General features: G+C 61.3%; 22 protein-coding genes. 11 read left to right on the forward strand and 11 right to left on the reverse strand.

Going from position 1 to position 24,065, the window contains the following annotated elements:
* The 5 genes from K0H47_RS24455 to K0H47_RS24475 all read right to left on the reverse strand — a co-directional run.
* The coding region (locus K0H47_RS24455) for a TauD/TfdA family dioxygenase (protein WP_219273762.1) at positions 1-971 on the reverse strand (971 nt) is incomplete at its 3' end.
* 9 nt (positions 972-980) lie between these two features.
* The gene (locus K0H47_RS24460; RefSeq protein WP_219273763.1) at positions 981-1,457 is read right to left on the reverse strand and encodes a thioesterase family protein; all 477 of its coding nucleotides are present in this window, start codon (positions 1,455-1,457) and stop codon (positions 981-983) included.
* Between the two features lie 118 nt (positions 1,458-1,575).
* Positions 1,576-2,541: an L-carnitine dehydrogenase gene (locus tag K0H47_RS24465; protein ID WP_017476440.1), complete on the reverse strand. Its 966-nt coding sequence runs from the start codon at positions 2,539-2,541 to the stop codon at positions 1,576-1,578.
* Between the two features lie 177 nt (positions 2,542-2,718).
* Positions 2,719-3,606, reverse strand: a complete 888-nt coding sequence (locus tag K0H47_RS24470; protein ID WP_003216924.1) for a 3-keto-5-aminohexanoate cleavage protein — start codon at positions 3,604-3,606, stop codon at positions 2,719-2,721.
* 87 nt (positions 3,607-3,693) lie between these two features.
* Positions 3,694-4,638 carry a choline ABC transporter substrate-binding protein gene (locus K0H47_RS24475; protein ID WP_219273764.1) on the reverse strand — a complete coding sequence of 315 codons (945 nt, stop codon included), beginning with the start codon at positions 4,636-4,638 and terminating at the stop codon, positions 3,694-3,696.
* A gap of 193 nt (positions 4,639-4,831) precedes the next feature.
* Between K0H47_RS24475 and K0H47_RS24480 the strand changes: the two genes are divergently transcribed.
* The gene (locus tag K0H47_RS24480) at positions 4,832-5,776 is read left to right on the forward strand and encodes a GlxA family transcriptional regulator (protein ID WP_093210169.1); all 945 of its coding nucleotides are present in this window, start codon (positions 4,832-4,834) and stop codon (positions 5,774-5,776) included.
* A gap of 138 nt (positions 5,777-5,914) precedes the next feature.
* Here K0H47_RS24480 and K0H47_RS24485 read toward each other — a convergent pair whose 3' ends face one another.
* Both K0H47_RS24485 and K0H47_RS24490 read right to left on the reverse strand, forming a co-directional pair.
* Positions 5,915-6,331, reverse strand: coding sequence for a DUF3010 family protein (locus K0H47_RS24485; RefSeq protein ID WP_219273765.1), 417 nt, complete (start codon positions 6,329-6,331; stop codon positions 5,915-5,917).
* 42 nt (positions 6,332-6,373) lie between these two features.
* A complete protein-coding gene (locus K0H47_RS24490) occupies positions 6,374-6,775 on the reverse strand; it encodes a lysozyme inhibitor LprI family protein (RefSeq protein WP_063026640.1) in 402 nt (133 codons plus the stop codon).
* Positions 6,776-6,994: 219 nt separating this feature from the next.
* Between K0H47_RS24490 and K0H47_RS24495 the strand changes: the two genes are divergently transcribed.
* The 6 genes from K0H47_RS24495 to K0H47_RS24520 all read left to right on the forward strand — a co-directional run bounded on the left by K0H47_RS24495 (position 6,995) and on the right by K0H47_RS24520 (position 14,746).
* Complete coding sequence (locus K0H47_RS24495) at positions 6,995-7,972, forward strand: dipeptidase (protein WP_003216932.1); 978 nt, start codon at positions 6,995-6,997, stop codon at positions 7,970-7,972.
* Between the two features lie 76 nt (positions 7,973-8,048).
* The gene (locus K0H47_RS24500; protein WP_017476435.1) at positions 8,049-8,579 is read left to right on the forward strand and encodes a DUF5943 domain-containing protein; all 531 of its coding nucleotides are present in this window, start codon (positions 8,049-8,051) and stop codon (positions 8,577-8,579) included.
* 15 nt (positions 8,580-8,594) lie between these two features.
* The gene (gene dgcA / locus K0H47_RS24505) at positions 8,595-10,655 is read left to right on the forward strand and encodes a dimethylglycine demethylation protein DgcA (protein ID WP_063026642.1); all 2,061 of its coding nucleotides are present in this window, start codon (positions 8,595-8,597) and stop codon (positions 10,653-10,655) included.
* Positions 10,656-10,804: 149 nt separating this feature from the next.
* Complete coding sequence (gene dgcB, locus K0H47_RS24510; protein ID WP_093204242.1) at positions 10,805-12,745, forward strand: dimethylglycine demethylation protein DgcB; 1,941 nt, start codon at positions 10,805-10,807, stop codon at positions 12,743-12,745.
* The gene (locus K0H47_RS24515) at positions 12,745-13,965 is read left to right on the forward strand and encodes an electron transfer flavoprotein subunit alpha/FixB family protein (protein WP_093204246.1); all 1,221 of its coding nucleotides are present in this window, start codon (positions 12,745-12,747) and stop codon (positions 13,963-13,965) included. Before dgcB ends, K0H47_RS24515 begins: the two co-directional genes overlap by 1 nt.
* A 10-nt stretch (positions 13,966-13,975) precedes the next feature.
* On the forward strand, positions 13,976-14,746 hold the full coding sequence (locus K0H47_RS24520) for an electron transfer flavoprotein subunit beta (RefSeq protein ID WP_093204251.1): 771 nt from the start codon (positions 13,976-13,978) through the stop codon (positions 14,744-14,746).
* An 863-nt stretch (positions 14,747-15,609) separates the two neighbouring features.
* On the opposite strand, the gene gbcA is transcribed toward K0H47_RS24520, so the two are convergent.
* On the reverse strand, positions 15,610-16,905 hold the full coding sequence (gene gbcA / locus K0H47_RS24525) for a glycine-betaine demethylase subunit GbcA (protein WP_003216945.1): 1,296 nt from the start codon (positions 16,903-16,905) through the stop codon (positions 15,610-15,612).
* A 283-nt stretch (positions 16,906-17,188) separates the two neighbouring features.
* On the opposite strand from gbcA, the gene gbcB reads away from it, so the two are divergent.
* Entirely contained in the window at positions 17,189-18,289 is a 1,101-nt protein-coding gene (gene gbcB, locus K0H47_RS24530) for a glycine-betaine demethylase subunit GbcB (protein ID WP_048722255.1), read from the forward strand.
* A gap of 113 nt (positions 18,290-18,402) precedes the next feature.
* Here the strand turns inward: gbcB and K0H47_RS24535 are convergent, their stop codons facing one another.
* The 3 genes from K0H47_RS24535 to K0H47_RS24545 form a co-directional block, all read right to left on the reverse strand.
* Positions 18,403-18,936: a hypothetical protein gene (locus K0H47_RS24535; RefSeq protein ID WP_063026650.1), complete on the reverse strand. Its 534-nt coding sequence runs from the start codon at positions 18,934-18,936 to the stop codon at positions 18,403-18,405.
* 88 nt (positions 18,937-19,024) lie between these two features.
* Positions 19,025-19,225, reverse strand: a complete 201-nt coding sequence (locus tag K0H47_RS24540) for a hypothetical protein (protein WP_063026652.1) — start codon at positions 19,223-19,225, stop codon at positions 19,025-19,027.
* 182 nt (positions 19,226-19,407) lie between these two features.
* Positions 19,408-20,448, reverse strand: a complete 1,041-nt coding sequence (locus tag K0H47_RS24545) for a low specificity L-threonine aldolase (RefSeq protein ID WP_010167499.1) — start codon at positions 20,446-20,448, stop codon at positions 19,408-19,410.
* 90 nt (positions 20,449-20,538) lie between these two features.
* On the opposite strand from K0H47_RS24545, the gene K0H47_RS24550 reads away from it, so the two are divergent.
* From K0H47_RS24550 to K0H47_RS24560, 3 genes are all read left to right on the forward strand, one after another.
* A complete protein-coding gene (locus K0H47_RS24550) occupies positions 20,539-21,267 on the forward strand; it encodes a TraX family protein (protein ID WP_219273766.1) in 729 nt (242 codons plus the stop codon).
* A 270-nt stretch (positions 21,268-21,537) separates the two neighbouring features.
* On the forward strand, positions 21,538-22,791 hold the full coding sequence (gene glyA, locus K0H47_RS24555; protein WP_063026656.1) for a serine hydroxymethyltransferase: 1,254 nt from the start codon (positions 21,538-21,540) through the stop codon (positions 22,789-22,791).
* A gap of 22 nt (positions 22,792-22,813) precedes the next feature.
* Positions 22,814-24,064: a sarcosine oxidase subunit beta gene (locus K0H47_RS24560; RefSeq protein ID WP_003209185.1), complete on the forward strand. Its 1,251-nt coding sequence runs from the start codon at positions 22,814-22,816 to the stop codon at positions 24,062-24,064.
* Position 24,065: the final 1 nt, after the last annotated feature.

The raw sequence follows: 24,065 nt of genomic DNA on the forward strand, positions 1-24,065 counted from the left end.
ATAAACCGCCGATAGGCGCGATACAGCAAGGGCATCTGCTCTGCCGGTGCCTCAAATGGCCCACGCAGAAAGTTGGCCATGCGAATCTCGGCGACCTCCCCCAACGCATCCAGCGCAATGATTGGCGCCAGCCGGCGATAGTCGCTGTGACGGTCCTTGTTGCGAAACTCCACCGGGATCTCGCACAGCGCGCGAAAGGCTTCGGGGTCTTCATCGCGCAACGCCCGGGCGATGGCGAAACCATCGACAAAAATACTCTCGCCACCGTCGGCGTCGTTCACCAGGCAATGCAAAAACTGCAGCCCTGGTTGCAGCTCGCGAGTGGGCAAGTCGCTGTGCAGCGGCAGGTTGAAAGCGGTGTAGGCGTTGCTGTCGGCATCGGCCTTGGATTGCACGTTGAACAACACGCCGAAGTTGCTCTCGCGGATGAACGAAATGCGCTTGGCGATCAGTGCCAGGGAGCCGGGTTCTGTGGGCACGCCGCGCACTTGCGTAAGGCCGCTGTCACGCAGGGCCAGCAGCCAGTGCAGCAGGGCTTTCGGGTCTTCCATCAGTGCTGCGTAGTCGAATACGGGCAGCTCGAAACTACGGTCCCACAGTTTGGATTTCGGCTTGGCCGCCCGGCGTTCAGCGCGGGACTCATCGTCGTAGGCGTGCGCCCGCAGCCAGCCGGGATCGTACTGGCTGTGATGCCCGCCACTCCATTCAACCGTCAGTAAACCCTGGTCGATACGCGCGCTGACAGCCGTGAGGTGTTCGTCCACATCGACGATTTCCAGCACCTGCTCACGGGTCACGCTGTACACACAGGACGGGCACGGGCAGTTGTCCCGCAGCCACTGGTGATGGAACGGGCTGACCCGCCCATCGGCCCATTGCACGCTGAGGTGGTCGTTGTGCACCTGCACCTCGGCCAGGTCGCTGATCAGTGGGTAAGTACGGAAGTCGGCAACAGCAGCGGCGGTTTGCATGGCGATTCCTTATTTTTGGGGTGGCAGTCCAATCACGCGGCCGAGCAGGGCGGGCTTCGGTAAGTCGGTCTGTCCGGCGCTGATACTTGCAAGCTTGCCCAGCACTGCCTCGCTGAACGGCGCTGAGTGCGGGCCGGCGAGGTCGACGTGGAGCAACATTTGCTCGTTGCCGGCCAGTTCCTTTTCGTCGCCCACCGGATGCAGGCTGTGATAGAGGTGCAAGCGTTTTCGGTCGTGGGCGATGAGTTGGGTGTGCACTTCGACGGCGGCGCCCAGCTTTACTTCGTGCAGGTAGTTGAGGTGCAACTCCAGGGTGAACAGCGAGTTGCCGCTGGCTTCGCGGTTTTCGCTGTCCAGGCCCAGGGTGTCCATCAGCGCATCGGTGGCGTAGCTGAAGATCAGCAGGTAGAACGCATCGCGCAGGTGGCCGTTGTAGTCGACCCACTCGGGGAGGATTTTGGTGGTGTAGGTGGTCAATGCGGCCATGGTTCGGTTCCCGGTAGGTACTCGGTCAAAATGTGGGAGCTGGCTTGCCTGCGATGGCGGCGGTGAATCCAACATCGCTATCGCAGGCAAGCCAGCGCCCACAGAGAATCAACAGCGGTTATTCGGCGAAGGTCATACCGTGTTTTTCCTTGGTCGTCTTCACTGCTTCCAGCACCGCCAGCAGGCAATCATCACGATAGCGCTCCAGGGCCGAGATGCTGTGTTTGCCCAGCTGATCGCTGGTGCCGTCCACCACATCGTCAATCAACTTGTCGGTCAGTTCCGGGGCCGGCAAATAGGTCCACGGCAACTGCAACGCCGGGCCGAACTGCGCCATGAAGTGCCGCATCCCGGCATCACCGCCGGCCAGGGTGTAGGTCAGGAACGTGCCCATGAATGACCAGCGCAAACCGGCGCCAAAGCGAATCGCATCGTCAATCTCGCCGGTGGTTGCCACGCCATCGTTGACCAAGTGCAACGCCTCACGCCACAAGGCTTCCAGCAGACGGTCAGCGATAAAACCGGGCACTTCCTTACGCACATGCAAAGGGCGCATGCCGAGGGATTCGTACACCTTGATCGCTGCCTGAATCGCTTCCGGCGCGGTGTTTTTGCCGCCAACCACTTCCACCAGCGGCAACAGGTAAACCGGGTTGAATGGATGGCCTACCACGCAGCGTTCCGGGTGCGTGGAACCTTCATAAAACTCGCTCGGCAACAGCCCCGAAGTACTCGAGCCAATCAAGGCATTCGGCTTGGCCGCCGCGCTGATCTTGCTGTGCAATTCCAGCTTCAATTCCAAGCGTTCCGGGGCGCTTTCCTGGATGAAGTCGGCGTCTTTCACGCACTCTTCAATCGTGGCCACAAAGCGCAAGCGGTCTTGCGAGGCGCCGGGTGCCAGGCCTTGTTTCTCGAGTGCGCCCCAAGCATTCGCGACACGTTTGCGCAGGGCGGCTTCGGCACCAGGCGCCGGGTCCCAGGCCACCACGTCCAGGCCGTGGGCCAGGGCGCGGGATACCCAGCCGCTGCCGATAACACCGCTGCCCAGCGCGGCGAAGGTTTTGATTTCAGTGATAAAGCTCATGGCAAATTCCTAAAGAGTTCGGTGATTCTGTGTGAGAGCCAAGATCAAAATGTGGGAGCGGGCTTGCTCGCGAAAGCGGTGTGTCAGTTGATGCATTCGGTGGCTGATCCACCGCATTCGCGAGCAAGCCCGCTCCCACATTTGATTCGGTTCCTGCAGGGCGTCGTGTGGTGAGCCTTAGCCGCGCTTGGTCAGGCCCATCTTCACGCGGCCTTCAGCCGGGGTCATGACCCGCGCACCCAGGCGGCTGAGGATTTCGCTGGCGCGTTCCACCAACTGGCCGTTGGTCGCCAGCACGCCCTTGTCCAGCCACAGGTTGTCTTCCAGGCCGACCCGCACGTTGCCGCCCAGCAGTACCGCTTGGGCCGCCATCGGCATCTGCATGCGGCCAATCCCGAAGCCGGCCCACACCGCGTCTGCCGGCAGGTTGTCGACCATGGCTTTCATGGTGGTGGTGTCGGCCGGTGCGCCCCACGGGATGCCCAGGCAAAGCTGGAACAGCGGGTTGTCGAGCAAGCCTTCCTTGATCATCTGCTTGGCGAACCACAGGTGACCGGTGTCGAAAATTTCCAGCTCGGCTTTAACGCCCAGCTCCTGGATTCGTTTCGCGCCCGCTCGCAGCTGCGCCGGGGTGGAGACGTAAATGGTGTCGCCATCGCCGAAATTCAGGGTGCCGCAATCGAGGGTGCAGATTTCCGGCAGTAGCTCTTCCACGTGGGCCAGGCGGGTCAGCGGGCCCACCAGGTCGGTGTTGGGGCCGAACTCCATGGGGTTTTCTCCGCCACCGATTTCCAGGTCACCACCCATGCCGGCGGTGAGGTTGACGATGATGTCGACGTCCGCCTCGCGGATGCGCTCCATCACTTCGCGGTACAGCGCCACGTCGCGGCTGAACTTGCCGGTTTCGGGGTCACGTACGTGGCAATGCACCACGGTAGCACCGGCCTTGGCCGCTTCCACCGCCGCGGCGGCGATTTGTTTGGGGGTGACCGGCACGTGAGGGCTTCTGGCGGTCGTGTCGCCAGCACCGGTGAGTGCGCAGGTGATGATGACGTCGTGGTTCATGGGGCAGGTTCCTTACAGGCGTGATTTTCAGGCGTAGTCATACCGTTCGCAGCCAGGAGCGGCTGCGAAACGGTGATTCAAAGCGGGTTATTTGCTGGTCAATTGCAGGTTGGCCGCGGCGGGTTTGCCGTCGAAGGTGGTCACGCCTTCCAGCCAGCGCTGCTGGTCTTGCGGGTGGTCCTTGAGCCATTGCTTGGCCGATTCGAAAGCGTCCTTGTGATCCAGCAGCGGCTGCATCATCCGGCTCTCGTCGGCGGCGGTGAAGGTCAGGTTGCTGAGCAACTTGTGCACGTTGGGGCATTGCTCGGCGTAGGTCGGCGACGTGACGGACCACACGGTGGCCATGCCTTCGTTCGGGCCCAGCGCGTCATCACTGCCGGTGAGGTAAGTCATCGCCACGTTGACGTTCATCGGGTGCGGCGCCCAGCCGAAGAACACCACGGCTTCCTTGCGGCGCACGGCGCGGTCGACGGCGGCGAGCATGCCGGCCTCGCTGGATTCCACCAGTTGGAACTTGCCGAGGCCAAACTGATTCTTGGCGATCATCGCCTTGATCTGGGTGTTGGCGCCCGAGCCTGGTTCAATGCCGTAGATCTTGCCGCCCAGTTCTTTTTCAAACTTGGCGATGTCGGCGAAGGTCTTCAGGCCCTTGTCGGCCAGGTAAGTCGGCACCGCCAACGTGGCGCGGGCGTCTTCCAGCGACGGTTTGTCGAGCACCTTGACCTGCTTGGCCTCGACAAACGGGGTGATGGTCTGGGTCATCAGCGGGTTCCAGTAGCCCAGGAACATGTCCAGGCGCTGGTCGCGAATCCCGGCAAAGATGATTTGCTGGGACGCGCTGGTCTGTTTGGTCTTGTAGCCGAGGCCGTCGAGCAACACTTGGGTCATGGCGCTGGTGGCGATTACGTCGGTCCAGTTCACCACGCCCATCCGCACGTTCTGGCAAGAAGCCGCATCAGCTGCCATGACGTTGGTGCTCAAAATGACGCTGGCGCTGAGTGCGAGCACGCAGCGGCTGATCAGTCGGTTCATGGTGGTTCCCTCGGCAGGTTGTTATTGTGGGTTCCGGCGTCTTTGTGCACCGTGCAGCCAAGTTACGCAGCTTGGTCCCCGACAAAACGCACGGCGGCGACCAGCTCTTGCACTGCAGCGACCTGCCCCCTTGAATGACCGAATGAACTGGCGTATCACAGTGACCACGCTGTCCGTCCTACGAGAGCGCTCCATGTCCCAGGATTTCTACTTTCTGCTGATGCCGGGCTTCTCCGCCATCGGCTTTATCTCCGCGATCGAACCTTTGCGTGTCGCCAATCGTTTTCGTGGCGAGCTGTACCGCTGGCACGTCTTGAGTGCCGACGGCGGCGCGGTGCTGGCGAGCAATGGCATGTCGGTCAACGCTGACGCCGCACTGGAGCCGCTGAAAAAAGGCGCTACCTTATTGGTGGTGGCCGGCTTCGAACCGCTGAAGTTCGCCACGCCGGCACTGGAGCACTGGCTGCGCCGCCTCGATCACGACGGCGTGACCCTCGGCGCCATCGACACCGGTGCTTGCGTCCTCGCTGAAGCCGGCCTGCTCGACGGCCACCGCCTGACCCTGCACTGGGAAGCCATCGACGCCTTCAAGGAGTCTTATCCACAGCTGGCAGTGACCCAGGAGCTGTTCGAGATCGACCGCCGGCGCATCACCTCGGCGGGCGGCACCGCCTCCATCGACCTGATGCTCGACCTGATCAGCCAGGCCCACGGGCCCGAATTGGCGATCCAGGTGTCCGAACAGTTCGTGCTCGGCCGCATCCGCCCGCGCAAAGACCACCAACGCATGCAGATCGCCACGCGCTACGGCATCAACAACAAGAAGTTGGTGCAGGTGATTGGGGAGATGGAACAGCACACGGAACCGCCGCTGAGCACACTGGCGCTGGCGGAGGCGATCAAGGTCACGCGGCGGCAGTTGGAGCGCTTGTTTCGGCTGCACCTGAACGACACGCCGAGTAATTTCTACCTGGGCTTGCGCCTGGAGAAGGCCCGGCAGCTATTGCGCCAGAGCGACCTGAGTGTGCTGGAGGTGAGTATTGCGTGCGGGTTTGAGTCGCCGTCGTATTTCACCCGCAGTTACCGGGCTAGGTTTGCCAAGTGCCCAAGGGAGGATCGGCGACGGGAAGCGGTATGAGCAGCGCTCCCGAGAACAACAGAGATCAAATGTGGGAGCGGGCTTGCTCGCGAAAGCGGTGTGCCAGGCGGCGAATGCATCGACTGATGTACCGCATTCGCGAGCAAGCCCGCTCCCACAGGGGATGTGTGATGTGGCTTATTTCTTCAGCAGGGCTGAACACGCGGCTTTGAAGGCCTCATGCTGATACTTGTTCAGCGTCGCCGGCAGTGCAAAGTCGTGTTTCTTGTTTTGCGCATTGATGGTCTGCGGCGACAGCAGCGTCACCTCAACACCCTCCAGCAGCTGAAACACGCCTTCTATCTTGAACGTGGTCGGGCCACCGGCGAATTCGCCTTTCTTGCTGCGCTTCTTGATGGCGATGCGAGTGATGGCGTTTTCCCGCACAAACGCACTCACCTGGGCGGCGAACGCTTTGACATTGGCCGCCTCATCGTCGTCTTCAAGGGCGATTTTCTTGGTGGCCAGGGCTACATGGCTCAATGCCTGACCGTCCAGCGAGGCGACAGCGATAATGGCTTCACTGCCTTTGATTTCGATGCCGCAGATTGTCATGAGTAGCCTTGATTCTGAGTAAAGAGTGGAGGGGATTGTCGCTTATTCCTGCCCAATCGACTCCAAAAACTCCGACCGTTCATCACTCATCCGCGCCAGGCAATCATTCTGCTGGATCGCATAATCCTTGCTTCCCGCCACCGCCGGGAAGGTATCCACGGCGCAATCCGCGTCGCGTAACTTTTCCCACTTCTGCTGGGCATCCTTCAGACGAGCGGTAATGTCTGCCAGCTGCGTCTTGTTGCTGCCATAGGTCGAACCCATGCGTTCCAGCAGCCCCTGGTAGTTATCCTTGAGCAGTTGCTCGGCGGTGGTTTTGTTGTAGGTGGCGCATTCCAGGGTTTGCTTGTCGTTCTCGATGCCATCGCAAGGCGTGTTATCGGTGTCTTCAGCGGCGTGTACGCCGGTTGCGATGAGTGCCAAAGCCAGGAAAATCGATTTCATTGCGCCGTCTCATATCAGTTAATGGGCAAATTCTGGCTCAAGCGTAAGACAAAGAACAGACACCCGTCAGAGATGTCATGTTGGCCTTTGTCGCGGATTGACGCTTTCGGCAATTCCCTTGTCGTTTTTGCACCCGGCTCCTTCTGCCCCGGGGCATATGCTGGCCCCAAAGCGCCGGCAGACGATTCGGCGCATGAATCGCCAATAAGGGGACGCCTGATGAGCCCAGCCGAATTGCACGCCGACAGCATCGTTATCGACGGGCTGATCATTGCCAAGTGGAACCGCGACCTGTTCGAAGACATGCGCAAGGGTGGCCTCACGGCTGCCAACTGCACGGTGTCGGTCTGGGAAGGGTTCCAGGCCACCATTAACAACATCGTGGCCAGCCAGACCCTGATTCGCGAAAACAGTGACCTGGTGATCCCGGTGAAAACCACCGCCGATATCCGTCGCGCCAAGGAACAGGGCAAGACCGGCATCATCTTCGGCTTCCAGAACGCCCATGCATTTGAAGACCAACTCGGCTATGTCGAGATCTTCAAGCAGCTCGGGGTTGGCGTGGTGCAGATGTGCTACAACACCCAGAACCTGGTGGGCACCGGCTGCTATGAGCGTGACGGCGGCCTGTCGGGCTTCGGTCGCGAGGTCGTCGCCGAGATGAACCGCGTCGGCATCATGTGCGACCTGTCCCACGTCGGTTCCAAAACCTCCGAAGAGGTCATCCTCGAATCGAAAAAGCCGGTGTGCTACTCCCACTGCCTGCCGTCGGGCCTTAAAGAGCACCCGCGCAACAAGTCCGATGAAGAGCTGAAGTTCATCGCCGACCACGGCGGCTTTGTCGGCGTGACCATGTTCGCGCCGTTCCTGGCCAAGGGCATCGACTCGACCATCGACGACTACGCCGAAGCCATCGAATACACCATGAACATCGTGGGCGAAGACGCCATCGGCATCGGCACCGACTTCACCCAGGGCCATGGCCAGGATTTCTTCGAAATGCTGACCCACGACAAGGGCTACGCCCGCCGCCTGACCAGCTTCGGCAAGATCATCAACCCGCTGGGCATCCGCACCGTGGGCGAGTTCCCCAACCTCACCGAGACCCTGCTCAAGCGCGGCCATCCTGAGCGCGTGGTGCGCAAGATCATGGGCGAGAACTGGGTCAACGTCTTGAAGGACGTTTGGGGCGAATAAGCCACCACTCACGCATCTTTTCCCCCAACCTTATGCGTTGGGGGCTTACCAAAGAATTTTCCGGAGTTAAGTTTCCATGGCCAAGATCGCCCCTCAATTGCCTATCGAAGTCGACAGCGAAACCGGTGTCTGGACGTCCGATGCCCTGCCGATGCTCTACGTGCCGCGCCATTTCTTCGTCAACAACCACATGGGGATCGAAGAAGTCCTGGGCGCTGACGCCTACGCCGAAATCCTCTACAAGGCCGGCTACAAATCCGCATGGCACTGGTGTGAAAAAGAAGCTGAATGTCACGGCCTGGAAGGCGTTGCAGTGTTCGAGCACTACATGAAGCGCCTGTCGCAGCGCGGCTGGGGCCTGTTCAAGATCCAGGACATCGACCTCGACAAAGGCACTGCCAGCGTCAAGCTCGAACACTCGGCATTCGTCTACGTGTACGGCAAGGTCGGGCGCAAGGTCGACTACATGTTCACCGGCTGGTTTGCCGGTGCGATGGACCAGATTCTCGAAGCCCGCGGCAGCAAGATCCGCACCGTTGCGCAACAGGTCTACGGCGGCTCCGAAGAGGGCCACGACGACGGCCTGTTCACCGTCAAGCCGTTGTAAGTCGAGGACCCAGCCATGGCTTTCGAAGCAATGTTTGCGCCGATCCAGATCGGCAAACTGACCATCCGCAACCGCGTGCTCAGTACCGCCCACGCCGAGGTGTATGCCACCGACGGCGGGATGACCACCGACCGCTATGTGAAGTACTACGAAGAGAAAGCCAAGGGCGGTATTGGCCTGGCGATCTGTGGCGGTTCCTCGGTGGTCGCCATCGACAGCCCCCAGGAATGGTGGAGTTCGGTGAACCTGTCCACCGACCGCATCATCCCGCACTTCCAGAACCTGGCCGACGCCATGCACAAGCATGGCGCCAAGATCATGATCCAGATTACCCACATGGGCCGTCGCTCGCGTTGGGATGGCTTTAACTGGCCGACCCTGATGTCGCCGTCCGGCGTGCGTGAGCCGGTGCACCGTGCCACCTGCAAGACCATCGAGCCGGAAGAGATCTGGCGTGTGATCGGCAACTACGCCAGCGCCGCCAAGCGTGCCAAGGCGGGTGGCCTGGACGGTGTGGAACTGTCCGCCGTGCACCAGCACATGATCGACCAGTTCTGGAGCCCACGGGTCAACAAACGTACCGACGAGTGGGGTGGCACCTTCGAAGGCCGCATGAAGTTCGGCCTGGAAGTGTTGAAAGCGGTGCGCGCCGAAGTCGGTGACGACTTCTGCGTGGGCATGCGCCTGTGCGGCGATGAGTTCCATCCGGACGGCCTGTCCCACGAGGACATGAAGCAGATCGCCAAGTACTACGACGACACCGGCATGCTCGATTTCATCGGCGTCGTCGGCTCGGGCTGCGACACCCACAACACCCTGGCCAACGTTATCCCCAACATGAGTTATCCACCGGAGCCGTTCCTGCACCTGGCGGCCGGTATCAAGGAAGTGGTCAAGGTCCCGGTGTTGCACGCGCAGAACATCAAGGACCCGAACCAGGCCACGCGCATCCTCGAAGGCGGCTATGTGGACATGGTCGGCATGACCCGCGCCCACATCGCCGACCCGCACCTGATCGCCAAGATCAAGATGGGCCAGATCGACCAGATCAAACAGTGCGTGGGCGCCAACTATTGCATCGACCGTCAGTACCAAGGGCTGGACGTGCTGTGCATCCAGAACGCCGCCACTTCCCGCGAATACATGGGCGTGCCGCACATCATCGAAAAATCCACCGGGCCGAAACGCAAAGTCGTGGTGGTAGGTGCCGGCCCTGCCGGGATGGAAGCTGCGCGGGTTGCTGCTGAGCGCGGCCACGACGTGACGCTGTTCGAGAAGAAAGAATTTATCGGCGGGCAAATCACGACCGCTTCCAAGGCGCCGCAGCGCGACCAGATTGCCGGGATCACCCGCTGGTTCCAGCTGGAACTGGCACGCCTGAACGTTGACCTGCGCCTGGGCGTGGCGGCAGACGCAGCAACCATCCTGGACCTGCGTCCGGACGTGGTGGTGCTGGCGGTGGGCGGTCATCCGTTCCTGGAACAGAACGAACACTGGGGCGCGGCCGAAGGCCTGGTGGTCAGCAGCTGGGACGTGCTCGACGGCAAGGTCGCGCCGGGCAAGAACGTGCTGGTGTACGACACCATCTGCGAGTTCACCGGCATGTCGGTGGCGGACTTCCTGGCGGACAAGGGGTGCCAGGTGGAGATCGTCACCGACGACATCAAGCCGGGCGTGGCCATCGGCGGTACGTCTTTCCCGACGTACTACCGCAGCATGTACCCGAAGGAAGTGATCATGACCGGCGACATGATGCTGGAAAAGGTCTACCGCGAAGGCGACAAGCTGGTGGCGGTGCTGGAGAACGAATATACCGGGGCCAAAGAGGAACGGGTGGTCGATCAGGTGGTGGTCGAGAACGGCGTGCGTCCGGATGAAGAGATCTACTACGGGCTCAAGGAAGGTTCGCGCAACAAGGGCCAGATAGACGTCGAAGCCTTGTTCGCGATCAAGCCGCAGCCGTGCCTGAGCGAGCCGGGTGAGGGGTACTTGCTGTTCCGCATCGGTGACTGCGTGGCCCAGCGTAATACCCACGCTGCCATCTATGACGCCCTGCGCCTGTGCAAGGATTTCTGATCCGCCTGATCGTTCCCACGCTCTGCGTGGGAATGCCGCCCTGGACGCTCCGCGTCCGCTCTTAGGTCGTGACGCAGAGCGTCACAGGATGCATCCCCACGCAGAGCGTGGGGACGATCATTGACCCCGAGGTCTTTGGGAGCTTCACCATGCTGAACACCCTTCTTCCCATCCTGCTCTTCGCCGCCCTGGGCCTTGCCGTCCTCGGCGCCCTGCGCCGGGTGAACATGTGGCGCCGCGGCCGCTCCTCCAACGTCGACCTGATCGGCGGCCTGCTGGCCATGCCCAAGCGCTACATGGTCGACCTGCACCACGTCGTCGCCCGCGACAAATACATCGCCAACACCCACGTCGCCACCGCCCTGGGCTTTGTGCTCTCGGCGTTGCTGGCGATCCTGGTGCACGGTTTCGGCCTGCATAACCGCATCCTCGGCTACGCCTTGCTGCTGGCCTCGGTGCTGATGTTTGTCGGCGCCACGTTCGTCTACCTGCGTCGTCGCAATCCACCTGCGCGCCTGTCGAAAGGCCCGTGGATGCGCCTGCCGAAAAGCCTGATGGCGTTCTCGGTGAGCTTCTTCCTGGTGACCTTGCCGGTGGCCGGGATTCTGCCGGCGGACTTCGGCGGCTGGCTGCTCGCCGCGCTGCTGAGCCTGGGCGTGTTGTGGGGCGTGTCCGAGATGTTCTTCGGCATGACCTGGGGCGGCCCGATGAAACACGCCTTCGCCGGTGCCCTGCACCTGGCCTGGCACCGCCGCGCCGAGCGTTTCGGCGGTGGCCGTTCCACCGGTTTGAAGCCTCTGGACCTCACCGATAAAACCGCGCCCCTGGGTGTGGAAAAACCGGTGGATTTCACCTGGAACCAACTGCTCGGCTTCGACGCCTGCGTGCAGTGCGGCAAGTGCGAAGCGGCGTGCCCGGCGTTCGCCGCCGGCCAGCCGCTGAACCCGAAAAAACTCATCCAGGACATGGTGGTCGGCCTGGCCGGTGGCACCGACGCCAAGTTCGCCGGCAGTCCTTATCCTGGCAAAGCCATCGGCGAACACAGTGGCAACCCGCACCAGCCAATCGTCAACGGCCTGGTGGATGCGGAAACCCTGTGGTCCTGCACCACCTGCCGCGCTTGCGTGGAGGAGTGCCCGATGATGATCGAGCACGTGGACGCCATCGTCGACATGCGCCGTCACCTCACCCTGGAAAAAGGCGCGACCCCGAACAAGGGCGCCGAAGTCCTGGAAAACCTGATCGCCACCGACAACCCCGGCGGCTTTGCACCCGGCGGGCGGATGAACTGGGCGGCGGATTTGAACCTGCCCTTGCTCAGCGACAAGAAAGCCGTCGACGTACTCTTTTGGGTCGGCGACGGCGCCTTCGACATGCGCAACCAGCGCACCCTGCGTTCGTTCGTCAAAGTCCTGAAAGCGGCCAAGGTCGACTTCGCCGTACTGGGCCTTGAAGAGCGCGACAGCGGTGACGTGGCCCGGCGTCTGGGCGATGAAGCCACCTTCCAGCTGCTGGCCGCGCGCAATATCCAGACCCTGGCCAAGTACAGCTTCAAGCGCATCGTCACCTGCGACCCCCACAGTTTCCACGTGCTGAAAAACGAATACGGCGCCTTCGATGGCAACTACCTCGTGCAGCACCACAGCACCTACATGGCCGAGCTGATCGACGCCGGCGCCCTGAACCTGGGCCAGCACAAAGGCAACAGCGTGACCTATCACGACCCCTGCTACCTGGGCCGCTACAACGGCGAGTACGAAGCTCCGCGCCAAGTGCTGCGGGCGCTGGGGATCGAGGTCAAGGAAATGCAACGTTCCGGTTTCCGTTCCCGCTGCTGCGGCGGCGGTGGCGGGGCGCCGATCACCGACATTCCCGGCAAGCAGCGGATTCCCGACATGCGCATGGAAGACATCCGCGAAACCGGCGCCGAGCTGGTGGCCGTGGGTTGTCCACAGTGCACGGCGATGCTTGAGGGCGTGGTTGAGCCGCGTCCGTTGATCAAGGACATCGCCGAGCTGGTGGCCGACGCTTTGCTCGAAGACGCCGCACCGGTCAAGACCCCGAAACGCGAACCTGCGGAGGTGCATTGATGAGCGACATTATCCGCCGCGACCCACGGGCCGAATGGATCGCCCGTAACCGCCTGCACCCGCTGCACGCGGCGATGCAGCCGGTGCAATACAGCTGGATGGGGCCCAATGGGGTCATCCGCAAGAACGTGCACGGTGTCGGTTTTATCGGCCCCAACGGCATCAAGCGTATTGACCGCAGCGGCGCCCAGCAGGGCGGCGCGGCCAAGCGTACGGCAGCGGTGGAAGTGCAGTTGCCGCTGCATCAGGTACCGGCGCCCGCTTTCTACATCAACGTGGTGCCGGACATGGTCGGCGGCCGCCTGAGCAGCCACGACCGCGACTTGCTGGGTCTGGCCCGGCAGCTGGCCGGCGACGACGGTGCGGTATTGGCCGTGGTGTTCGGCGAACACAAGGAAAACGCCTTCGCCACCGCGGGTGTGGATCGGCTGCTGGTGTTGGATGGGCATGAGTTCGACGGTTATTCACCGGAGCAACGGGTTCACGGCCTGCGGGCTGTGGATAACCAGTTCAACCCGCGCCACTGGTTGCTGCCGGACAGTCGCAGCGGTGGCGGGGAATTGGGCCGGCGCTTTGCCGCAAGCCTCAAGGAGCGCCCGGCCACGCGGGTCTGGCAGATCAAGGGCGAGGAATGTATTGGCCGTGCGGGTGCCGGCCAGCAAGATCTGGCCCGGCCATTGCCACGCATGATCCTGGCCGCGGCGGAATGCGCCGAGCCTGTCAGCGATACCCGTCACGAAGTGTTGCCGGTGGAGTTATCCACAAGCCTGGCCCGCAGCTTGCCGCGCATTGAGGATTTGGGCGCGGTGGCCGTGGACCCGGGGGCAATTCCCATGGCCGAAGCCGAGTTCATCTTCTCGGGCGGCAACGGGGTCAAGGACTGGGCACTGTTCCACAAGACTGCTGCCGCGTTGGGCGCTACAGAAGGCGCCTCGCGGGTGGCGGTGGACGACGGTTTCATGGCCCGGGATCGCCAGGTCGGCGCCAGCGGTACCTGGGTCACCGCGCGGGTTTACGTGGCGGTGGGGATTTCCGGGGCGATCCAGCACCTGCAAGGCATTGGTGCCTGCGACAAGGTGGTGGCCATCAACCTCGACCCGGGTTGCGACATGATCAAGCGTGCCGACTTGTCGGTGATCGGCGAAAGCGCCGCGATTCTGCAAGCCTTGATCCTTGCGGTCGAGGCCTACCGCAACGGCGCCAAGCGCGATGCGGCTTAAGGAAATGGCCATGACGACGAATGTAATCAGCCTGGTGTCCATCGGCGCCCACCCGACTTCAGGCCGCCCGCGTCGCGCCGAGCAAGACGCGCGCGCTGTGGAACTGGGCCTGCAACTGGCTGGGGATAACCTGCAAGTGCTGCACGCCGGCGACATCGGCGAACCCACCCTGCGCGCTTACCTGGGCATGGGCTTGCCGCAGTTGCACGTGCTTGAACAACCGGCCGGGGCGGACGCCTTGCCGGTGCTCGGCGACTATCTGCGGGACGCGGGCGCCCAGGTGGTGCTCACCGGCAGCCAGGCGGAAACCGGCGAAGGCTCGGGAATGTTGCCGTTCCTGCTGGCCGAACAACTGGGTTGGCCGCTGATTGTCGGCCTGGCCCAGGTGGAATCCATCGAAGGCGGCGTGGCCCATGTGCTGCAAGCCTTGCCTCGTGGCCAACGGCGGCGCCTGAAGGTGCGCCTGCCGTTTCTGGCCACGGTGGATAACGCCGCGCCCAAACCACGGCAAAGCGCCTACGGCCCGGCTCAGCGCGGGGTGCTGGAAGCCCACGACGTGCAGGTGCTGGACGATGAGTTATTCACAGGCGCTGTGCTGCAGCCGGCCAAGCCTCGACCCAAGCGCCTCAAGGTGATCAAGGCCAAGAGCGGCGCCGACCGCATGAAGGCCGCCACGGCCAAGGCCAGCGGCGGCGGTGGGCAAGTGCTCAAGGGTGTTAGCCCTGAGGCCGGCGCTGACGCCATTCTTAAATTGCTCATAGAAGAAGGTGTGGTGCGCTAATCCAATGTGGGAGCGGGCTTGCTCGCGAAGGCGGCGTGTCAGTCGGCACATCTATTGACTGACCCACCGTATTCGCGAGCAAGCCCGCTCCCACACTGTTTTGCGGCGATTGTGGCTTTACCCACAATCCCTGTTAACCCACCTGTGGATAACCTGTTCGCGGCTGTCCACACCCCATGCAAATCAAGCCCTCCAGCTCGCTGTACGAAAAACAACCAACCTAACTGACGGTTTTTCCTTGGTTTTTTCTGTGGATAAGGAAAATGCCCAGTACAGAGTTGCCCCCAAAGTCTGTTGGTGCTTCTGTGGATAAGATGTTCGCTATCCGCTGTAGGCCATATAACGCGTGGCTTACAGTGTGTTGGTTGAAATGTAACCAATATCGCCATTCCGGCTGAGTTCTGCTCTCAAAGCCGCGATTTTCCTCGATTTAAGCCGGTTTTCCACAGATGGTCCAAAGTTGCCCCCAAAGTCTGTTGGCGCTTCTGTGGATAAGGTGTTTGCGTTCCTCTGTAGCCCACGCAGGACGTGGCTTTCAGGCTTCAGGTCAAAAAACGATCAATGTGGGATAAAACCGGTACCTTTGAATAAGTCACGGATTTTCTTGGTTTTATTTCGACGGGAGAGCGCAGTTGCCCACAATTGCTGTGGGTGGCTTTGTGGATAAGTTGTTGGGCAATGGCTGGAAGTAAGGCGGGCAGCGGTCTGTCAGGGTGTTGGATGAATTTTGTACAGTCACAAGCCAGTGTGGGAGCCGGGCTTGCCCGCGATGACGGAGTAACAGCCAACAGAGGGGTTGAATGTTAAATCGCTATCGCGGGCAAGCCCGGCTCCCACATTTTGACCGGCGGCGTGTCGGGCGGTTACTCGTGTACGGCGACACCTTTCAGATACGGCGCTGGTGCCGCCCCCAGGTTGCTCAGCATCCGCTCGCTGTACCAGTCCACGAAGTTGACCACACCAAACTCATAAGTCTTGGAGTACGGCCCTGGCTGGTACGCGGTGGAGTTGATGCCGCGCTGGTTCTCTTCGGCCAGGCGACGGTCCTGGTCATTGGTGGCGTCCCACACTTTACGCATGCGCTCGACGTCGTAATCCACACCTTCCACAGCGTCCTTGTGCACGATCCACTTGGTGGTGACCATGGTTTCCTGGGCGCTGATCGGCCACACGGTGAACACGATGATGTGGTCGCCCATGCAGTGGTTCCAAGAGTGAGGCAGGTGCAGGATGCGCATCGAGCCCAGGTCCGGGTTCTTGATGCGGCCCATCAGCTTGTTGCAGCCTTGCTTGCCGTCGAGGGTCATCGACACGGTGCCCTTGAGCAGCGGCATGCGCACGATGCGGTTACGCAGGCCGAAGCTGGCGTGGGCGTAAGGGATCTTCTCGGCATCCCAGGCGGCGGCGGAAGCGGCCACGTGGTCCTTGAAGGCCTGGTCGGCCCGCGGGTCGGTGACGTCGTCCCATTCCAGCAGGGTTTTCAACAGTTCCGGATGCGACGCGTTGCAGTGGTAGCACTCGCGGTTGTTTTCCAGCACCAGCTTCCAGTTGGCTTTTTCAAACAAGGTGGTCTGGATCGCCACCTTGGTGTTTTCCATGTCGTAGGGTTCCATGTAGTGGCTCAGGGTCGACAGGAAGTCGTCGATGGCCGGCGGGTTCTCCGACAGGCTGATAAAGATGTAGCCACCAGCGGTCTTCACGTTTACCGGCTTGAGGCCGTACTGCTTCATGTCGAAGTCGGCGCCCATTTCGGTACCGGCGAACAGCAGGCGGCCATCCAGTTCATACGTCCATTGGTGGTAATGGCACACCAGCTTGGCGACCTTGCCCTTGTCGCTGGTGCACAAGCGCGAACCGCGGTGGCGGCACACGTTATGGAACGCATGCACCACGCCATCGGCGCCACGGATCACGATGATCGGGTTCTTGCCCACTTGCAGGGTGATGTAGTTGCCTTTGGCAGGGATCTCGCAGGTCATGCCGGCGATCAACCACTCTTTCTGGAAAATTTCCTGCATGTCGATATCGAACAGCCGCTCATCAGAGTAAAACGGCTGCGGCAGCGAAAAGGTGCGTTCGCGTTCTTGCAGCATTTGCGCAGTGGCCTTGCGTGCGGGTTCCAGCGGATCGCCCAAGCTTAAGGTTGCGGTGACGTCCATCGTGTGTGTCCTCATGGCCATTCTGTGTGGCCGGCGAATAGTGGCTGATCAGGTTTTGCAGCAAGGCGTAAAGAAAGCGTCTTTGTTGGGAGCGAGTGTGGGCCCCACAACGGCCAGAACCTTATCCATGAACGACATGGCCCACTCTGTTCCCGACGCGCAACCCCCGTGGTATGGGGGCTGGTCGCGATAAGTATGTGAATGTCGCAGATAGGTAAATGGGTGATTCGCGCGTTACGCAGAATCGCCACCATAAGGCCGACCATCGGCGGTGGAGAACAGCATGTCCAACAGCTTCCTGAATCCGGTAACTACCCAGACCTGGGCCAATGGTCGGCACATCGTCCGTTGCGTCAAAGTCATCCAGGAAACCTGGGACGTGCGCACCTTCTGCTTTATGGCCGACCAGCCGATCCTGTTCTTTTTCAAGCCCGGGCAGTTCGTCACCTTGGAGCTGGAAATCGACGGCCAGCCGATCATGCGTTCGTACACCATTTCCAGTTCGCCGTCGGTGCCTTACAGCTTTTCGGTGACCATCAAGCGTGTGCCGGGCGGCAAGGTGTCCAACTGGCTGCACGACACGCTGCACGAAGGCCAGGAGCTGGCGGTGCACGGGCCGGTGGGGTTGTTCAATGCCATCGACTTCAGCAACCCGAAAGTCCTGTATCTGAGCGGTGGCGTCGGGATCACGCCGGTCATGTCCATGGCGCGCTGGTACTACGACACCAACGCCAATGTCGACATGACGTTTATCCACAGCGCCCGCTCGCCGAAAGACATCATTTACCACCGCGAGCTGGAGCATATGGCGTCGCGGATTGATAACTTCAGCCTGCACCTGATTTGCGAAAAACACGGCCTGGGTGAGCCCTGGGCCGGTTATCGCGGTTACCTGAACCACAAGATGCTCGAACTGATGGTGCCGGACTTCCTGGAGCGGGAAGTCTTCTGCTGCGGACCGACGCCTTATATGAACGCGGTGAAGCGCCTGCTGGAAGCTGCCGGCTTCGACATGACGCGTTATCACGAGGAATCCTTCGGCGCGACGCCACCGGAAGCCCGGGCCGACGCGGTGGAACAAGCCGAACAAGCAGCGGACGCACCGGAAATCGACCTGGCGGACCTGCACCAGGTGGAATTCATTGCCTCTGGCAAGAGCATCCGCGTGGCACCGGGCGAGACCGTACACGCAGCGGCGGCCAAGCTTGGCCTGCTGATTCCGAAAGCCTGCGGCATGGGGATTTGCGGGACGTGCAAGGTGATGAAACTGGGCGGGGAGGTCGAGATGGACCACAACGGCGGGATCACCGAGGAAGACGAAGCCGAGGGTTACATCCTGTCGTGCTGCAGCGTGCCCAAGGGCGATGTGCGCATCGAGTTCTGACCCCACCTGATCGTTCCCACGCTCCGCGTGGGAATGCCTCTTTGGACGCTCCGCGTCCCGCTGTGTGACGCGGAGCGTCACGGGCTGCATTCCCACGCAGAGCGTGGGAACGATCAGGCCCAGCGCTGAATATCAATCAGGCCATCCTGTCCTGCATAGTTGCGAGCGCTGGAATACCGCCAGTGCTCGGCCAAGTCCACATAACCCCGCTTCACAGGGTTGTGGTGAATGTAATCAAGCTTTTGGCGCATCACCGCTTCGCTGTACACCAACTCGGCGTGTGACCCCTCTTGCCATAGCTGATAAATCCGGTCCGTTTTATGCGCCCGTTTGCTGAAACACAAACGCTGCAACACTCGCTCCGCTCCTCGTTTCTGCAGGTCGTCAATGATGGTTCGGGCGGTGAAGGATTTGAACTGGCTGACACATTTACCCAGGTCAGGTGCTTGAGCGACGAAGTGCAGATGGTTTTCGAGAACGACGTAGCCGTAGAGATTGAAATGTTCGTGGGTTTGTTGATATCGCCAGCAACTCAATAGGTGGCCGACAAGGTAGTCGCGGGTAAATAGCGGTATCCATTCCGTGACGGTGCATGTCAGGAAATGTGGTTTTTCAGGTTCGGTAATGGTGTAGCGGCTTCTGCCCATCAATTCGTCCTTGAACCGTGGTGTGGCCTGGACGCGGAGCGTCCGGGGAGGCGTTCCCACGCAGAGCGTGGGAACGATCAGTTAGAGGTTATTGGGCGTAGATGTGCACGACGAAGTGCTGGCCTGATGCTGTCAGTTCATAGACTTTGTCAGTGATCTGCAATGTCCTCGTCGGCTCGCTGATGGTGTCACCGATTTTCGCGGATTTTCTGAATTCATCCCAGTCGATGACGGTGGTGCTGATAGTGCCTTCGCCTAGCAGGTTGTTTCCGTAGCGTTGTGCTTCCATGGTATTGCCCTCTGCTGGATTTCCGTTTCCGGCCGACTGTTCGGCTGGCGGTTAGTCCCGAAAGGCGGCCTTTTCCTTTCGGGTTCCAAGAGGCTAGTCAATGAAAGCGGAGTTGGTTGCTGTCAGAAATATCAAAAAACAGTCTCGGTCTTTCGCCATTATCTGAGGGACTGATGCCTACTTCAGGCGCTCATCACTTCCCGAATATCAGCGGCTAATTCTCTTACGCGCTCTTCCTCGGTATCCCACGCACACATGAACCGCGCGCCACCCTTGCCGATGAAGGTGTAGAAGCGCCAGCCCTTGGCCGTCAGCGCGGCAATCGCCGGTTCCGACAGTTGCAGGAACACGCCGTTGGCCTGCACCGGGAACATCAACTCCACACCCGGAATATCCGCCACCAGGCTGCTGAGCAATTGCGCGCAGTGGTTGGCGTGGCGGGCATGTTTGAGCCATGCGTCGTTTTCCAGCAGGCCCACCCACGGGGCGGAGAGGAAGCGCATCTTTGATGCAAGCTGCCCGGCCTGTTTGCAGCGGTAGTCGAAGTCTTCGGCCAGCTTGTGGTTGAAGAACAGGATCGCTTCACCCACGGCCATGCCGTTCTTGGTGCCGCCAAAACACAGCACGTCGACGCCGGCTTTCCAGGTCAGGTCGGCAGGCGAGCAGCCGAGGAATGCGCAGGCGTTGGAGAAGCGGGCGCCGTCCATGTGCAGGTTCAGCCCCAATTCCTTGCAGGTGACGCTGATGGCGCGGATTTCTTCCGGGGTGTAGACGCTGCCGACTTCGGTGGCCTGGGTCAGGGTCACGACGCGGGGTTTCGGGTAGTGGATGTCCTGACGCTTGAGGGCGATCTCGCGGATCGACTCCGGGGTCAGCTTGCCGTTTTCGGTGCGGGCGGTGAGCAGCTTGGAACCGTTGGAGAAAAACTCCGGCGCGCCGCATTCGTCGGTTTCGACGTGGGCGGTTTCCGAGCAAATCACGCTATGGTAGCTCTGGCACAAGGAGGACAGCGCGAGGGAGTTGGCCGCGGTGCCGTTGAAGGCGAAGAACACTTCGCAGTCGGTTTCGAACAGTTTGCGGAAACCGTCGGCGGCGCGGTGGGTCCATTCATCATCGCCATAGGCGCGTTGATGGCCCTGGTTGGCGAGTTCCATGGCGGCCCAGGCTTCCGGGCAGATGCCGGAATAGTTGTCGCTGGCGAATTGTTGGCTCTTGTCGGTCATGGCCCAGTCCTGTGGTCGATGTTGGTGCGCACTTTACCCAAGATTGTCGGGCGGGCGCACGCACTGTTAATGCAAAGTCATTGGGGAATTATGCACGGTTCTGAAAGCGTTCCTGTAAGCCGCGTCCGCGATGGCGCCCTGGACCTGCTCAAGTGGCTGGCGCTGCTGAGTATGGTGCTGGACCACCTGCGGTATGTCGGTTTGAGTCTGGACGGGCTGTATGTGCCGGGCCGCCTGGCGTTCCCGTGGTTTTGCCTGGCGATTGCGGCGAATCTGCATCGGGTCAAGGACGCGCCGGTGACGGGGCAGTGGCGCTATCTGGGCTGGTTGCTGCTGTTCAGCGTGATCAGCGAAGTGCCGTACCGGATGTTCATTGACGACGCCGATACGCTCAACGTACTGCCGACCCTGGCGCTGGGCTTGCTGGTTGCCCGGGGATGGCAGCAGAAGGCGGTCATTGATCGAGGATTGGCGTTGATCGCACTGGTTTTGGCGGGGTTGTTTTCGGCGCAGTTGATGTTCGGGTTTTTTGGTGTGCTGCTGCCGCTGGCGATGCTGCTGGTGTTTCGGCGGCCGTGGTATTCCAGCGTGCTGCCGGGTGTGGTGTGCCTGGCTGCCAATCAATGGCAGATCCTGCTCAATAGCGGCACGCTGGTGGCGATGCTGGGATTGGCGACATGCCTGATTGCGCCACTGGCCGGATTGGTCTTGTTGCGACAGGCCAGGCAGGTGTCGCCGCCGGCCATGCGGCGCTGGGCGTATGCGCTTTATCCTGCGCATTTCCTGCTGCTGCTACTCCTTCGAAAGATCATCGTATAACCCTTGTGGGAGCTGGCTTGCCTGCGATTCAGTCGCCTCGGTGTACCCGTTGCACCGAGGGGATGCTATCGCAGGCAAGCCAGCTCCCACACAAGCCCGCTCCCACATTTGTTCTGTGTTGTTCCGGCCATGTCGTAAACGCACCTTTGCGTGGCGTCCATAGGCATTTGACCTCTCTGCGCCAGCCCTACCATCGCATCAAAGGGCCCCTCCGTCGTGCGGCGGCCCCAACAATACGATTGGCGCACCGCCGCCGCTGGGAGAGACGCGATGTTCAGCAAGCAAGACCAGATCCAGGGTTATGACGATGCACTGCTGGCGGCCATGAATGCCGAGGAGCAGCGCCAGGAAGATCATATCGAGCTGATCGCGTCAGAGAACTACACCAGCAAGCGTGTCATGGAAGCCCAGGGCAGCGGCCTCACCAACAAGTACGCCGAAGGTTATCCGGGCAAGCGTTACTACGGTGGCTGCGAGCATGTAGACAAGGTCGAAGTGCTCGCCATCGAACGCGCCAAGCAGCTGTTTGGTGCCGATTACGCCAACGTGCAGCCGCACTCTGGTTCGTCCGCCAACAGCGCGGTGTACCTGGCGCTGCTGAACGCCGGTGACACCATCCTCGGCATGAGCCTGGCCCACGGCGGCCACCTGACCCACGGCGCCAAAGTGTCGTCCTCGGGCAAGCTGTACAACGCGGTGCAATACGGCATCGACACCGCCACCGGCCTGATCGACTACGACGAAGTCGAGCGCCTGGCCGTGGAGCACAAGCCGAAGATGGTCGTGGCCGGTTTCTCCGCCTACTCCAAGACCCTGGATTTCCCGCGCTTCCGTCAGATTGCCGACAAGGTCGGTGCGCTGCTGTTCGTCGACATGGCCCACGTCGCCGGCCTGGTGGCCGCTGGTCTGTACCCGAACCCGCTGCCCTACGCCGATGTGGTCACCACCACCACCCACAAGACCCTGCGCGGTCCACGTGGCGGGTTGATCCTGGCGAAGTCCAATGAAGAAATTGAAAAGAAACTCAACTCTGCTGTATTCCCAGGCGCCCAGGGCGGCCCGTTGATGCACGTGATCGCCGGCAAGGCGGTGTGCTTCAAGGAAGCCCAGGAGCCAGGTTTCAAGGCTTACCAACAGCAAGTGATCGAAAACGCCCAAGCCATGGCCGGCGTATTTATCAAGCGCGGCTACGATGTAGTGTCCGGCGGCACCGATAACCACTTGTTCCTGGTCAGCCTGATCCGTCAGGGCCTCACCGGTAAGGACGCGGACGCAGCCCTCGGTCGCGCCCACATCACCGTCAACAAGAATGCCGTGCCTAACGACCCGCAGTCGCCCTTCGTGACCTCGGGCCTGCGTATCGGCACGCCGGCGGTGACCACACGTGGTTTCAAAGTGACCCAATGCCTGGAGCTGGCCGGCTGGATCTGCGACATCCTCGACAACCTCGGCGACGCCGATGTGGAGGCCAACGTCGCCAAGCATGTGGCCGCCCTGTGCGCTGATTTCCCGGTTTATCGCTGAGCGCGGTTTTGGAGTAATGACTATGCAACGCTACTCGGGCTTCGGCCTCTTCAAGCACTCACTCAGCCACCACGAAAACTGGCAGAAAATGTGGCGCACGCCGACCCCTAAAAAGGTCTACGACGTGGTCATCGTCGGCGGCGGCGGGCATGGTCTGGCGACGGCTTACTACCTGGCCAAGGAACACGGCATCACTAATGTGGCCGTGGTCGAGAAAGGCTGGCTGGGCGGCGGTAACACCGCGCGCAACACCACCATCGTGCGGTCCAACTACCTGTGGGACGAGTCGGCGCACCTGTACGAACACGCGATGAAACTCTGGGAAGGTCTGTCCCAGGACCTGAACTACAACGTGATGTTCTCCCAGCGTGGCGTCTACAACCTGTGCCACACCCTGCAGGACATCCGTGATTCCGAGCGTCGCGTCAGTGCCAACCGCCTCAACGGCGTGGACGGCGAACTGCTCAACGCCAAGCAAGTGGCCGACGAGATCCCTTACCTCGACTGCTCGAAAAACACCCGCTACCCGGTAATGGGCGCCACCGTGCAACGTCGCGGCGGCGTGGCCCGTCACGATGCCGTGGCCTGGGGCTTTGCCCGCGCCGCTGACGCACTGGGCGTGGATCTGATCCAGCAGACCGAAGTCATCGGTTTCCGCAAGGAAAACGGCGTGTGCATCGGCGTGGAAACCAACAAGGGTTTCATCGGCGCCAAGCGCGTCGGCGTGGTGACCGCCGGTAACTCCGGCCACATGGCTTCGCTGGCGGGCTTCCGCCTGCCGATCGAATCCCACCCGCTGCAAGCACTGGTGTCGGAGCCGATCAAACCCATCATCGACAGCGTGATCATGTCCAACGCCGTGCACGGTTACATCAGCCAGTCCGACAAGGGCGACCTGGTGATCGGCGCCGGTATCGACGGCTACAACGGCTATGGCCAGCGCGGCTCGTACCCGGTGATCGAACACACCATCCAGGCCATCGTCGAGATGTTCCCGGTGCTGTCCCGCGTGCGCATGAACCGCCAGTGGGGCGGCATCGTCGACACCACGCCGGACGCCTGCCCGATCATCTCCAAGACCCCGGTCCCGAACATGTTCTTCAACTGCGGTTGGGGCACCGGTGGCTTCAAGGCCACGCCTGGCTCAGGCAACGTGTTTGCCGCAAGCCTCGCCAAGGGTGAAATGCACCCGTTGGCTGCTCCATTCTCCATCGACCGTTTCCACAACGGTGCGCTGATCGACGAACACGGCGCTGCGGCCGTCGCCCACTAAC

The sequence above is a fragment of the Pseudomonas sp. Xaverov 83 genome (assembly GCF_019352905.1).
Lineage (GTDB): Bacteria > Pseudomonadota > Gammaproteobacteria > Pseudomonadales > Pseudomonadaceae > Aquipseudomonas > Aquipseudomonas yamanorum.